Annotated in this window: 11 protein-coding genes; 6 read left to right on the forward strand and 5 right to left on the reverse strand. The window is 71.7% G+C overall.

Annotated elements, in window-relative coordinates; all coding sequences use genetic code 11:
• Window positions 1-631: 631 nt before the first annotated feature.
• On the reverse strand, window positions 632-889 hold the full coding sequence (locus MTDSW087_RS28445) for a hypothetical protein (RefSeq protein WP_144768952.1): 258 nt from the start codon (window positions 887-889) through the stop codon (window positions 632-634).
• Between the two features lie 211 nt (window positions 890-1,100).
• On the opposite strand from MTDSW087_RS28445, the gene MTDSW087_RS30520 reads away from it, so the two are divergent.
• The 3 genes from MTDSW087_RS30520 to MTDSW087_RS28455 all read left to right on the forward strand — a co-directional run bounded on the left by MTDSW087_RS30520 (window position 1,101) and on the right by MTDSW087_RS28455 (window position 2,359).
• Entirely contained in the window at window positions 1,101-1,241 is a 141-nt protein-coding gene (locus tag MTDSW087_RS30520; protein WP_186384038.1) for a hypothetical protein, read from the forward strand.
• Between the two features lie 78 nt (window positions 1,242-1,319).
• A complete protein-coding gene (locus tag MTDSW087_RS28450; RefSeq protein ID WP_144768954.1) occupies window positions 1,320-1,793 on the forward strand; it encodes a nuclear transport factor 2 family protein in 474 nt (157 codons plus the stop codon).
• A gap of 32 nt (window positions 1,794-1,825) precedes the next feature.
• On the forward strand, window positions 1,826-2,359 hold the full coding sequence (locus MTDSW087_RS28455; protein WP_238179405.1) for a TetR/AcrR family transcriptional regulator: 534 nt from the start codon (window positions 1,826-1,828) through the stop codon (window positions 2,357-2,359).
• A 222-nt stretch (window positions 2,360-2,581) separates the two neighbouring features.
• Here MTDSW087_RS28455 and MTDSW087_RS28460 read toward each other — a convergent pair whose 3' ends face one another.
• Entirely contained in the window at window positions 2,582-2,971 is a 390-nt protein-coding gene (locus tag MTDSW087_RS28460; RefSeq protein WP_238179403.1) for a VOC family protein, read from the reverse strand.
• A gap of 13 nt (window positions 2,972-2,984) precedes the next feature.
• Window positions 2,985-6,068, reverse strand: coding sequence for a D-2-hydroxyglutarate dehydrogenase YdiJ (ydiJ, locus tag MTDSW087_RS28465; protein WP_144768958.1), 3,084 nt, complete (start codon window positions 6,066-6,068; stop codon window positions 2,985-2,987).
• Window positions 6,069-6,234: 166 nt separating this feature from the next.
• Here ydiJ and MTDSW087_RS28470 point away from each other — a divergent pair, with 166 nt between their 5' ends.
• Window positions 6,235-6,837: a PepSY domain-containing protein gene (locus MTDSW087_RS28470; protein WP_144768960.1), complete on the forward strand. Its 603-nt coding sequence runs from the start codon at window positions 6,235-6,237 to the stop codon at window positions 6,835-6,837.
• A gap of 194 nt (window positions 6,838-7,031) precedes the next feature.
• Complete coding sequence (locus MTDSW087_RS28475; RefSeq protein WP_144768962.1) at window positions 7,032-7,865, forward strand: 3-oxoadipate:acetyl-CoA acetyltransferase; 834 nt, start codon at window positions 7,032-7,034, stop codon at window positions 7,863-7,865.
• Window positions 7,866-7,900: 35 nt separating this feature from the next.
• Here MTDSW087_RS28475 and MTDSW087_RS28480 read toward each other — a convergent pair whose 3' ends face one another.
• Window positions 7,901-11,689 carry a response regulator gene (locus MTDSW087_RS28480; protein WP_144768964.1) on the reverse strand — a complete coding sequence of 1,263 codons (3,789 nt, stop codon included), beginning with the start codon at window positions 11,687-11,689 and terminating at the stop codon, window positions 7,901-7,903.
• A 229-nt stretch (window positions 11,690-11,918) separates the two neighbouring features.
• Window positions 11,919-12,284: a hypothetical protein gene (locus tag MTDSW087_RS28485; RefSeq protein ID WP_144768966.1), complete on the reverse strand. Its 366-nt coding sequence runs from the start codon at window positions 12,282-12,284 to the stop codon at window positions 11,919-11,921.
• A 99-nt stretch (window positions 12,285-12,383) separates the two neighbouring features.
• Between MTDSW087_RS28485 and MTDSW087_RS28490 the strand changes: the two genes are divergently transcribed.
• Window positions 12,384-13,340 carry a LysR family transcriptional regulator gene (locus MTDSW087_RS28490; RefSeq protein WP_144768968.1) on the forward strand — a complete coding sequence of 319 codons (957 nt, stop codon included), beginning with the start codon at window positions 12,384-12,386 and terminating at the stop codon, window positions 13,338-13,340.
• Window positions 13,341-13,434: the final 94 nt, after the last annotated feature.

Below are 13,434 nucleotides of genomic sequence, written 5' to 3' on the forward strand. Positions count from 1 at the left end.
CCCCCCGGCGGGCGGGGGGGGGGGGCGCCGCGCGGGGGGCGGGGGGAGGGGGTCCGGGCACGGGGGGGGGGGGGCGGGCCGGCCGGGGGGGGGGGGGGTTTTTGGGGGGAACCCCCCCGGGGCGGGGGGGGGGGGGGCCCTGGGGGGGCCCCCCCCCCCGCCCCGCCCCCTCGTTGCGAGGGGGGGGGGGAGCCGGCCTGCAATGGACACAACGTATGGTCCCGCCGGTAAAACGGGACTTAACATCCAAGAGCGCTTTCCGCTCCTAGCCCCTCACGATAAGACTTGTCTTCGAGCCCGAATGAGCAAAAAAATTGATCGTCGCGTTCGAACCGATGCGAAGGCCGGAGCGTCGAGGGAAAAAATCAACGGGACAAAGCCGAATATCGGCTCGGCCCGATCCGGATCTCGGAAAGACGAGGCACCGGCATAGCATGATCTCGGAAGATCACACCCGAGGATCCGTGGCGACGACGGCACGGGCGGCGGGAACTTCCGTCTCCCGCCGCCCGTCCGAACTACAGGCCGGCCAGCACGCCGGCCGAGCCGATCACGGTGGCCAGGAGACCGCAGGCGAAGGCGGCGATCATCGCGTAGGAAAAGGCTTTCAGCAGCATGATTGTCCGTCCATTCAGCAGCGGGTCCCGCCCGCGGTCTGGCCATACTGCTTGACCGGCCGGGTCTGCTGGTTGGCATTGCCCTCGGCAGCCGAGCTCATCGGGCAGGCTTCGTAGAACGGCGTGTCGTGGACCCCGATCGACCCGGTGGTCTCGGGATCACCGAAGCGGTAGATCGTCGTCCGGGCGGAGTCGCTGAAGGCCATCGCGGAAGAAACGGGCGCAACGCCCAGCATAAAAGCGGTGACGATGGCAGCGATACGGGTCTTCATGCCTTTAACTCTCTCCTTCGTGAAATCGAGGCCCTTTGTTCCGGCCTCATCGTCGGTACGAGATCTATGTAGGCACGCGCCGTCCGTCACGACGTGATGCTCCGCACCCGGCATCGCGGATTATGGTCCGGCCATTGCTGCGTCCGTCACGCGTCTCGCGGCGGACCGGAAACCCGGGCCGGTCTTGCTCGTTCTGCTTCCGAACGGAGACATGACCATGCAGGCCACGTGGATGACGCTGCCCGAGATCGCGCAGGCGCGGCGGATATCGATGGAAGACGCGCAGAGGCTCGTGGACGAGGCGAATTGCCCGAAGGTGTTCCGGCTGCACGGCACCGTCTACCTCCTCTGAACCGGCCTTGACGGGCGCCGCCAGGCTCTGTACCGATCGGTACAGAGCCTGTTCGATCAACCGTCCGAGGAGCCGCACATGTCCGAGACCCGCCCGCCGCTGCCACCTTTCACCCTGGAGACGGCGATGCAGAAGGTCCGCGCTGCCGAGGACGGCTGGAACGGCCGAAATCCGGAGAAGGTCTCCCTCGCCTACACGCCGGACAGCCGCTGGCGGAACCGCTCGGAGATCTTCCAGGGCCGGCCGGCCATCGTCGACTTCCTCACCCGCAAATGGGCCCGCGAGCACGAGTATCGCCTGATCAAGGAGATCTGGGCCTTCTCCGAGAACCGGATCGCCGTGCGCTTCGCCTACGAGTTCCACGACGAGGCGGGGGCGTGGTTCCGCGCCTACGGCAACGAGAACTGGGACTTCGCCGAGAACGGCCTGATGGCCGAGCGGCATGCCAGCATCAACAACCTCGCCATCGGCGAGGGCGAGCGCCTGTTCCGCTGGGATCGCTCGGGCCCGCGCCCGGCCGACCATCCCGGCCTGACGGATCTCGGCCTCTGAAGCCGCCGCAGACGCGGGAAGCGGTCCTGCCCGTGCTGGCGGAGGTGTTCCGCGAGCACGGCTTCGAGGGCGCGAGCCTGACCGTGATCTCGAGCCGGACCGGGCTCGGCAAGGGCAGCCTCTACCACTTCTTCCCCGGCGGAAAGGCGGAGATGGCGGCCTGCGTCCTCGACGGGATCGAGGCCTGGTTCGAGACGCGGATGTTCCGCCCCCTGCGGGAGGATCCGGACGCGGCCGCGTCGTTGCGCGCCATGCTGGCGGTAACGGATGCCTATTTCCGCTCCGGGCAGCGCATCTGCCTCGTCGGCGCCTTCGCGCTCGGGGCGGTGCGCGACACCTTCGCCCAGCGCATCGACGCCTATTTCGCCGCCTGGCGCGACGCGGTCGCCGCAGCTCTCGTCCGGGCCGGGGTGGCGGAGGCCCTGGCTCTCGACCTCGCCGAGGAGACGGTAACGGCGATCCAGGGCGCCCTGGTCACGGCGAGCGCCCTGCAGGACCCGGCCCTGTTCGGCCGCACCCTCGGGCGGATCGCGACGCGGCTCGAGGCGGCGCTGGCGGGTTGCTGAGCGCCCGCTCTCGGATAGGTCGATCGCAGCTGCGAAGGCAGATCCATCCCATCCGCCTACCTCATCCTGAGGTGCCGCGGCAGCGGCCTCGAAGGAGCTCTCCGGAAAGCGATAAGGTCTCTGGAGGGCTCCTTCAGAGGCTTCCGCTGCGCGGAAGCGCCTCAGGATGAGGTCGAGAACGGGATAGGCTCCCCCGTAATGGCGGGGATCATGCGGTTCGGATCACGCGGGCTTCCGCTCCAGCACCTCGATGCGCACGCCGTCCGGCCCGTCGAGGAAGGCGGTGCGGAGATGCGGGTTCACCTGCGTGATCCCGGCGACCAGGGTGATGCCGCGGGCGGTGAGATCGGCCACCGCGGCCTCGATGTCGGGCACGCGCAGGCCGAGATGCTCGATGCCGCGATGCGGCGGCGTCGCGGCCGGGGCGATCTCGTCGCCGACCTGCTCGATGAACAGGGTCAGCCCACCGAGATCGAGCACGACGCGGCTCACCGGCGTGCCGATCCGGGCGGTCTCGCGGGCGCCGAAGGTCTCCACGTAGAAGTGCCCGGCCGCGACTGCGTCGCGGCTGCGCAGGTGGACGTGCTCGCAGGTATAGGTCGGCGTGGCCAAGATGGGCTCTCCGTCAGGCGGCAGCGGGGGTCGGAAGGGCTTCGGCATCCGGCCGCCGCACGGCGGCCGAGCGGACATGGGCGAGGAGCGCCTCGACCGGGTGGGGCAAGCGCCGCCCGTCCACCAGCTTGGCCTGGCAGCGGCAGGAATAGCCGTCGGCCAGCAGCCCGTCCGGCGTCTCGGCCACGTGGCGCGCCCAGCTCTGGCCGTAGATGACCTCCGAGGTGGCGCGGTGCCGCGCCTCGTGGCCGTAAGTGCCGGCCATACCGCAGCAGCCCGCCGCCGGCACGTCGAGCCGCAGGCCGAGATGCGCGAACAGCGCCTGCCAGTCCTTCACGGCGGCCGGCGCGTTGGTGCGCTCGGTGCAATGGGGCAGGAGGCGGATGGGCTCGCCTGCCGCGCCTGCCACCCGCGGGGCGATGCGGTCGAGCCGGGCCCCCAGGAATTCCTGCACGAGTTGCACCTTCGGTGCGTTCTCCGGTCCGAGCGCCTGCGCGTATTCCGAGCGGTAGGTCAGCGTCATGGAAGGATCGACGCCGACGAGGGGCACGCCCGCCTCCTCGAGCGCCCGCAGCATCGCCGCGTTCGCCCCGGCGATCCGCCGGAAGCGGGCGAGGAAGCCGTGGACATGGGCCGGCTTGCCGTTCGGCCGGTAGGGCGCGAGCCAGGGCCGGAAGCCGAGTTCGATCAGCAGGGCGCAGAGAGCGGCCACCACGGGCGCCTCGAAATGGCTGGTGAAGGCATCCTGCACCACCACAACCGAGCGTGCCCGCTCGGCTTCGGACAGGGCCCGCAGGCAAGCGGGCGTGGCTCGGGATACGTCGAGGCCCCGGAGTGCCTGCGCCAGGGGCTGCGACAGGTCCGGGATCGCCACCAGCCCGACGCGGCGGAGGAGCGCCTGCGCTGCCGGGTTGCCGAGCAGGCGGTTGGCGAGGGCCGGCATCCGCGCGGCGAGCGGCAGCGCCGGTTCGAGCGCCGAGACGAGGTGGTCCTTCCAGGGCCGCGCATAGCGCTGATGGTAGAGCGCCAGGAATTTCGCCCGGAAGCTCGGCACGTCGACCTTGATCGGGCAGGAGCCCGTGCAGGACTTGCAGGCGAGGCAGCCGTCCATCGCCTCCTTCACCGCGTGGGAGAAGTCCTCGTCGGGAGCGGACCGGCTCCGGAAGCCGTTCCGAAAGGTCGCCGCCACCGGGCCGAGCCAGCCCGCCGGCTCGGCCCGCAGCGCGGCCTGCGGATCGACGCCCGCCCGGCTCGCAAGGCGCAGCCACTCGCGCATCAGCGAGGCACGGCCCTTGGGCGAGTGGCGCCGCTCCCGTGTCGCCTTCCAGGACGGGCACATGGCCTCGTCCGTATCGAAGCTGAAACAAGCGCCGTTGCCGTTGCAGTGGAGCGCCTCGTCGAAACCCGCGCGCACGGGCGCCGGGATGGTGCGGTCGAGCTCGCCCCGCCGGGTCGGCCCGTCGATCGGGGTGAGCGGCGCGCCGCGCGCGGAGGCGATCTTGCCGGGATTGAGCCGGTCGTCCGGATCGAAGGCGCGCTTGATCGCCTCCAGGGCCGGCACCAGCGGCCCGAACACCGCCGGCACGAACTCGGAGCGGAAGCCCTTGCCGTGCTCGCCCCAGAGCAGGCCGCCATATTTCCGCGTCAGCGCGACGACGCCCTCGGTAACCTCGCGGATCAGCGGACCCTGCGCCGGATCCTTCAGGTCGATGGCCGGGCGGACATGGAGCACGCCGGCATCGACATGGCCGAACATGCCGTAGCGCAGCCCCTTGCCGTCGAGCAGGGCGCGGAACTCGGCGATGTAGTCGGCGAGCACCTCGGGCGGCACCGCGGTGTCCTCCACGAAGGGGATCGGCCGCGCATCGCCCTTGGCTGCGCCGAGCAGGCCCACCGCCTTCTTGCGCATGGTCCAGAGCCGCTCGATGGCCGCGCCCCGCGCCACCGTGAAGCCGATGCGGGCCGCATGATCCTCGGCCGCGAGCGCATCGGTGAGCCGGGCGAGCGCCGCCTCGACGATCGCCTCGTCGTCCCCCACGAACTCCACGAGGTTGATGCCGTCGATCCGCCGCCCGGCCGGATCATCGGGGAAGAAAGCCTGCACGCCGGCCCAGCCGGGATCGTTGCGGGCAAGGCCCAGCACGGTCGAGTCGATGGTCTCGACCGAGGCCGCGCCGAAGGGCAGGAGCGCGCGGGCGTCGCGGAGCGCGGCATCGAAATCGACGTAGCTCAGTGCGACCAAAGCCGCCGCCTTCGGGATCGGCAGCACGGCGAGCCGCGCCTCGGCGATCAGCGCGAGCGTGCCTTCGGCGCCGCAGATCAGGCTCTTGAGGTCAAAGCGGCCCTCCCCGTCGCGAACATGGGCGAGGTCGTAGCCGGTGAGGCAGCGGTTGAGCTTCGGGAAGCGCTCCGTGATCAGCGCGGCGTTCTCGCCGATGACGGCATCCACAATGCGGTGGATCGCCCCGACGCGGTCGGTGCGGGCCTTGGCGGCCTCGAGCCCGGCCGCGTCGAGGGGCGCCGCGGTCCAGACCGTGCCGTCGGTGAGCACGCAGGTGAGGGCGCGGACATGGTCGCGGGTCTTGCCGTAGAGGCAGGAGCCCTGGCCGCAGGCATCGGTCGAGATCATGCCACCGATGGTGGCGCGGTTGGAGGTCGAGAGCTCGGGCGCGAAGAACAGCCCGTACCTGGCCAGTTCCCGGTTGAGCTGGTCCTTCACCACGCCTGGCTCGACGCGCGCGGTGCGGTTCGCGACGTCGATCTCCAGAATGCGGTTCATGTGGCGCGAGGTGTCGACCACGAGGCCGCCGCCGAGCGACTGGCCGTTGGTGCCCGTCGCCCCGCCGCGGGGGCGCAGCACGAGCCCGTCGAAGCGCGGATCGTCGAGGAGGCGGGCGATGCGCACGAGGTCGTCGCGGCCCTTGGGGAAGGCCACGGCGCCGGGCTCGACCTGATAGATCGAGTTGTCGGTGGAGAAGACCGTGCGGTCGGCCGCCGTGAGGGTGAGGTCGCCCTCGAAGCCGCGGGCCCGCAACTCCGCGCAGGCGGCGACGTAGAGCGGCGGGGCCTCGGTCTCACGGGTCAGCGGCGGGATCATGGGGCTGCTTTGCGCGGGACATCGGGCCCGCGCAAGCCCGCGCCGGCGTCGCATGCGCCGGGGGCCTGACAGGCAGGTCGACATTGCTGCGACAGGACAGGAAACCATCTCGGCGCGAGCGACGTTCATGGGGTCCTGAATATCCCGGACAGAGGGTATCCCCGCCATGTTGACCCGTTTCGCCACCGCTGCCGGCCTCCTCGCCCTCTCGACGAGCCTCGCCCTCGCCCAGACGCCGGCCCCCACCACCGCCCCGAAGGCGGACCACCCCGCCGCCACCGGCACCACCCCGTCCGACGCCCAGGCGACCAAGGACATGAAGGAGTGGCAGGTCGCCAAGATGAGCAAGGTCAGCCTCGCCCAGGCGCTGCAGACCGCCGAGAGCCAGGGCGAGAAGGGCCGCGCCATCGACGCCGACTTCGAGAAGGCCGACAGCAAGAACCCGAACCATTACAGCATCAAGGTCGTCTATCCGGACGGCAAGCTGGTCGAGTACGGCATCAACGCCGATACCGGCGCGCTCTACAAGAGCGAGAACCAGCCGATCGAGCGCTACTTCACCCGGCTGAAGACCGCCGACTTCCAGAACGCGAAGACCTCGCTGAAGGACGCGCTGGCCGTCGCCGAGAAGCAGGCGGGCGGCGGCAAGGCCTACGAGGCCGAGGTGAAGCGCGACGGCAGCGCCGTGCAGTACGACATCTCGGTGGCGCTCGCCGACCGGACACAGGAGGTCAAGGTCGGCCCCGACGGCGCGGTCGTCGGCAAGTAAGGTCTCCATCCGAGCCTGCATCGCCAGGCCCCGGCTCCGGCCGGGGCTTTTTTCGTAGCGTGCGCGGCAGGCGGCGGCGGATGTCGCTTCTCCCGGCCGTCCGAGGCTGCGCAGGGCTGCGATCCCCGCTATCTGGGCGCGGGGGCCGAGGCAGGCCGGGCGCGGATGCCCGCCTTCAGGAGGAGTGCAGCGTCATGGCAGAAGCCCCCGTCGTCGTCGCGGTGGCGATCACCGGTTCGGTGCCGCGGAAGAAGGACAATCCGGCGGTTCCGATCGCGGTCGCCGAGCAGATCGAGTCCACGCACCAGGCCTTCGAGGCGGGCGCGACGCTCGCCCATATCCACGTGCGCAACGACGACGAGAGTCCCTCCTCCGATCCCGACAAATTCGCCGCCGTGCAGGAGGGCCTGCGCCGGCACTGCCCCGGCATGATCGTGCAGTTCTCCACCGGCGGGCGCGGGCGCGATCCGAGCCAGCGGGGTCTCTCGCTCAAGCACCGGCCGGACATGGCCTCGCTGTCGACCGGCTCGGTCAACTTTCCCTCGATCGTCTACGAGAACCACGCCACGCTGGTGAGCGACCTCGCCACGCAGATGAAGGATTTCGGGGTGCGCCCCGAGATCGAGATCTTCGACCTGTCGCACCTGCACGGGGCCAAGCGCCTCGTGGAGGCAGGGCTGATGGATGCGCGCCCCCACGTGCAGTTCGTGATGGGCGTGCAGAACGCGATGCCGGCCGAGGAGCACCTGCTCGACATCCTGCTGGCCGAGCTGCGGCGCGTCCTGCCCGAAGCGACCTGGACGGCAGCGGGGATCGGCCGCAACCAGGCGCGGGTGATGGACTGGGCGCTCGCCCGCGGCGCGGACGCGGTGCGCACCGGCCTGGAGGACAACATCCGGGTCACCAAGGACCGGCTCGCCGCGAGCAACGCGGAGCTCGTCGGCCTCGCTGCCGAAGCCGTGACCCGGCACGGCCGCCGCATCGCCACGCCCGCGGAAGCGCGGACGATCCTGCATCTGGCGGCGTAAGCCGCAGGGACGGTGCCGGTCGCGCGTCGCGACGATCACCCCGCCGACCGCGGCGCGCGGCGGCGACGCGTGACCTGCCGCAGCACGCGGGAAAGGTCCTCCACCGAGTAGGGCTTCTGCAGAAGCTCGAAGCCGTGGTGGCCCTCCTCGGCGAGGACATGGCTGTAGCCCGAGGCCAGCACCACCGGCAGGCCCGGGCGGCGGCGACGGATCTCCCGGGCGAGTTCCACCCCGTTCATGCGCGGCATCACCACGTCGGTGAAGACGACATCGAAGCCGGCGGGGTCCGCCTCCAGGCAGGCCAGCGCCTCGTCGGCATTGGCCGCCCAGGTGGTGACGTAGCCGAGATCCTGCAGGGTCTGGGTCGCGAAGCGCCCGACCTCGACATTGTCCTCGACCACGAGGACGCGCCGTCCGGCGCCCGCGGGAACCGGGCGCTCCGCCGCCTCCTCGGGCTCGGGATCGGCCTCGGGCGATACCTCGGGCAGGTAGAGGACGAAGGTGGTGCCGTGCCCGAGCGCCGTCGTCACGTCGACGTTGCCGCCCGACTGCTTGGCGAAGCCGAAGACCTGGGAGAGGCCGAGCCCGGTGCCCTTGCCCACCTCCTTGGTGGTGAAGAAGGGCTCGAAGATCCGCCCCAGCACCTCGGGCGGGATGCCCGAGCCGGTATCCGCCAGGGCGATCGCCACGAAGGGAGCGGCGCTGCCGGCATGCCCGCGGATCATCGGCAGGCGCCCGCCGCAGGTGAGGCGCAGCGTCAGCATGCCCTCGCCGTTCATGGCATCGCGGGCGTTCACCGCCATGTTCACGAGCGCCGTCTCGAACTGGCTGAGATCGGCATGGACGTAGCAGCGCATCTCCGGCAGCTCGGTCACCACCGCCACCCGCGCGCCCGTCACCGTGTCGATCATGTCCGCCATGGCGCGGAGCACGAGCCCGACCTCGAAGGTCTCGGGTTTGAGGGCCTGGCGCCGGGCGAAGGCGAGGAGCTGGCTGGTGAGCTTGGCGGCACGGTCCACCGTGTCGGAGACCGCCTCCAGGTAACGGCGACGGCGCTCCTCGGGGAGGTTCGGGCGGCGCAGGAAATCCACCGAGGAGCGGATGATGGTGAGCAGGTTGTTGAAGTCGTGCGCCACCCCGCCGGTGAGCTGGCCCACCGCCTCGAGCTTCTGCGACTGGCGCAGGGCCTCCTCGGTCTGGCGCAGGGCCTCGGCCTGGCTCTTCTCGGCGGAGACCTCGCGCCCGTAGGCGTAGACGAGGTCGCCCTCGCGCGAGGTGTGCCAGGAGATCCAGCGGGGCGAGCCGTCGGCGTGACGGTAGCGGTCCTCGAAGCCGGTGAGGTTGCGGCCCGCGGCGGCCTCGTCGAGGGCGGCGCGGCTCGCCTGCGCATCCTCCGGCCAGATGAAGTCGAGGAAGCTGCGGCCCTCCACCTCGGCCGGGTCGAGGCCGAGGATCGCGGTCCAGGCCGGGTTGACGGCGCGGAAGACCCCGTCCTTGCCGAGCACGGCCAGCAGGTCGCGGGAATCGCGCCAGACCCGGTCGCGCTCGGCGGTGCGCTCGGCGACCTCGCTCTCGAGGCTCGCATTGAGGCTGCGCAGCGCGTCCGCCGCCTCCCGCCGCACCCGGGCGAGCTGGAGGTTCGCGCCGACGCGGGCCAGCAGCTCGCGCGCCGAGAAGGGCTTGGTCAGGTAGTCGTCGGCGCCCGCATCCAGCCCCTCGACCTTGGCCTCGTCGCCCGCACGGGCCGAGAGCACGATCACCGGCACCTCGCGCAAGCGCGGATCGGCCCGCACCGCCTGGAGCAGGCCGAACCCGTCGAGGCGCGGCATCATCACGTCGGTGAGGATCAGATCCGGCCGATCGTCGCAGGCGCGCTCCAGCGCCGCCTGCCCGTCGGCGACCGCAACGACCGCGTAGCCCTCGCGGGCGAGCAGGCGGCGCAGATGCTCGCGCATGTCCGCGTTGTCGTCGGCGAGAAGCACGCGCCCGCCCGCGGCCCCGGTGCGCGGCGCGGCATCGGCCGGCAGGAGGTCGCGCAGCTCGGCGACCGCGTCGGGCACGCCCGCCGTGCCCTCCAGCCAGCGCCGCGCCTCCTCGACGAAGGCCTCGGCCCGCACCGCGGTGGAGGCAGCCGCCCGTGGCGGCACGGCGCCCGGTTCCGTGACGGCGCGCCCGAGCGGCAGCGAGACGCGGAACGTGCTGCCGCGGTCGGGCGCGCTTTCCACGGCGATCTCGCCCTGATGGAGCCGCACCAGCTCCTGCACCAGGGCAAGGCCGATGCCGCTGCCTTCGATGGTGCGCCCGCGCGCGCCCTCGACACGGTGGAAGCGCTCGAACAGGCGCGGCACCTCCGCGGCCGGGATTCCGATGCCGGTATCCGAGACCGCGAGCACGACTCGGTCGCCCTCGGCGCCGAGAGAGACCGCGATGCCGCCCTCGAAGGTGAACTTGAAGGCGTTGGAGAGGAGGTTGAGCACCACCTTCTCCCACATGTCGCGGTCGACGGCGACGGGCTCCGCCAAAGCGGGGCAATCGACCGCGAAGGCGAGGCCCGCCTGCTCGCACAGGGAGCGGAAGTTGCCGGCGAGCTCCGCGGTAAGGCCGGCGAGGTCCACCGGCTCGAACCGGGCGGTGGCGCGGCCGGCCTCGACCCGGGAGAAATCGAGGAGCGCGTTGACGAGGCGCAGCAGGCGCAGGCCGTTGCGGTGGGCGACCGTGACGAGGAGACGCGTATCGGCGGGCAAAGCCGCCCCGGGCCCCGCCAGCACCTCCTCGAGCGGGCTCAGCATCAGCGTCAGCGGCGTGCGGAACTCGTGGCTGACATTGGAGAAGAACACGGTGCGGGCTCGGTCGAGCTCGGCCAAAGCCTCGGCCCGGCGCAGCTCGGCCTCGTAGGCCTCGGCGCTGGCGAGTCCCGCCGCGACCTGGCCGGCGAGCAGGCCGACGAAGCCGCGATAGCCCGCATCGAGCGGCCGGTGCGGGTTGAGCGCGGCAACGAGGACGCCCACCGGCCGGTCCTCGCCCTGGCCGAGGATCGGCGCGAGCAGCGCCCCCGCGATCGGCCGGCCCCAGCCCGGCCGGCCGAGCGGCGGTCCGCCGCCGGGCATGGCCTCGACGAGGACGGCCTCGGCGCCGACCGCCGAGAGCGGCCAGGCCTCCGCCGCCCCGGCCGCGATGGCGGGCGCCGCCGCCGGGTGCCCGGCCGGGAAGCCGACCGCGCGGGCGAGCCGGGCGGTGCCCTGGCCGTCGAACAGGTAGAGCAGGGCCGCGGGGACGTCGTCCGGCGTCTCGGCGAGGCTCTGCGCGACCGCCTCGTACACCGCCTCGCGCGTGCGCGAACGCGCCAAGCGCCCGCCGAGCCCGCCGAGCAGGCGCAGGCGCCGGTCGCCGACGACGCGCTCGGTCTCCTCTGTGACCACGCAGAGCATGCCGGCGATGGCGCCCGCATTGTCGGTGAGCGGCGAGTAGGAGAAGGTGTGGTAGCTCTCCTCGGGGAAGCCCGAGCGCTCCAGGAACAGCAGCAGGCCCTCGTCCCAGGTGGCCTCGCCGGTCTCCAGGACATGGTCGATGCGCGGGCCGATATCGGGCCAGATCTCCTCCCAGACCCGGTCGGAGCGGGCACCGAGCGCCCAAGTCCCCTTCACGCCGAGGGTCGGGCGGTAGGCATCGTTGCAGAAGAAGGTGAGGTCCGGGCCCCACAGCATCCACATCGCGTAGCGCGAGGCGAGCACGATGCCGATCGCGGTCTTCAGACTTTGCGGCCAGGTCTCGGGCGGACCCAGCGAACTCTGCGACCAGTCGTAGGCGCGCATGCGCGCACCCATCTCTCCGCCGCCGGCGAGAAAATCGGTTCCGCGCGCCCGGGGGCGCGTGTCGCTCCGCTCGTCGATCAAGTGGCCGGCGCCCCTCCCGCGTCACCGCATAGCTCTAGCATAAGGCTGCGGCTTTCGCGGACGTTCCCGCGGGCTGGACGCGATCGACCCCGGCGCTCGTCACGCCGGACACCTCCGCACCGAGGGGTCGATGCGGAGGGGTGTGGGTTTCACAGGGGCGTCAGTTGAGCGCCGCTGCCTCGCGGACGGTGCGGGCGGCACCGGGCTCCGAGACCACCACGCGGTCACCGACGCGGGCGATCTCAAGGGCGGTCGGGGCGCCGCCGACCGCGTTCGGGGTGGAGAGCGTCACGCTGGAATCGGGGGCGAGCACCGCCTCGAAGCGGACGGCCGGCGCGGCGGCGCGCGGCGCCAGGGTGACGACGACGCGATAGCCCTTCGCCTCCTGCGTGTAGTAGGCGACGCCCGAGAGGGTGCCGAGGCTGACGCTGGAGCCGGCGGCGGCCCCGATCTCGGCAGCCGCGGCGGGGACGGCCGCGCCGATGAGCGCCGCGGCGATGACGGTGCGGATGGTCCGGGTGATCATGGTGCTGAAACTTTCTCGTCGGTGCCGGGGCCCGTTGCCCTCGGCCGTGACGGGAATATGTTTCGCGATGCAGCATGGATCAAACCGATTGTATCGCTAATGACTATCGATCATGTCGATCTCGCGCGGGTGGATCTCAACCTGCTGGTGGCCCTCGATGCCCTGCTGACCGAGCGGAGCGTCACCCGCGCGGCGGCCCGGGTCGGGATCGGGCAATCGGCGATGAGCTCGAGCCTCGCGCGCCTGCGTCGCCTCCTCGGCGACGAACTCTTGACCCGCGCGCCCGAGGGCATGCGTCCCACCCCGCGGGCGCTAGCACTGGCCGAGCCGGTGCGCCGAACCCTGCGGCAGATCCAGTCCCTGGTGCGGCGCGAGGAGAGCTTCGATCCGCGCACCGTCGAGCGGACCTTCACGATCAGCCTGCCGGACTCGACGGAGGTGCTGCTCGGGCCGCGGCTGCTGGCCTATCTCCGCGCCGAGGCGCCCGGCATCCGCCTGCTGCTGCGCTCCGTCGACCGCACGCACATCCTGGAGGAACTCGACACCGACCGGCTCGATCTCGCCATCGGCTTCTTCTCGGAGGGGCAGATGCACCACAAGCGGCGCCTGCTCTACCGCGACAGCTATGTCTGCCTGTTCGACGCCGCCCAGGTCGGGCTCGCGCCGCCGATCAGCCTGGAGGACTACCTGCGCTTCCCGCACATCCTGACCAGCCTGCGCGAGACGGCGCACGGGGTGGTGGATGACGCCCTGGCGAAGCTCGGCCTCTCGCGCACGCTCGCGGTGACGACGCCGCGCTTCCTCGTGGTGCCCTTCCTCGTGCGCGCGGCGCCGGTGATCACCACCATGCACGCCCGCCTCGCCACCTATTTCGCCGGGGCCCTCGGCCTCACGGTGAGCCCGGTGCCGGTGGAGCTCGATCCGGTCGCGGTCTCGATGCTCTGGCACGCCTCCTATGACGACGATCCGGCCCATCGCTGGCTGCGGCAGGTGCTCCTGCGCCTGGCTGGCGAGACGCAGGAGGTCGAGCCCCTGGCCTCGCCCTCCCCTCAATAGGGCTCGCCCGTCGCCGAGCCCGGCGGCGGCTGGATCGGGATCGGCTCCTCCTCCCGCGGGGCGCGGGGCGCGCGCGGCGCCGCGGCCGGCCGGG

The sequence above is a fragment of the Methylobacterium dankookense genome (assembly GCF_902141855.1).
Taxonomy (GTDB): domain Bacteria; phylum Pseudomonadota; class Alphaproteobacteria; order Rhizobiales; family Beijerinckiaceae; genus Methylobacterium; species Methylobacterium dankookense.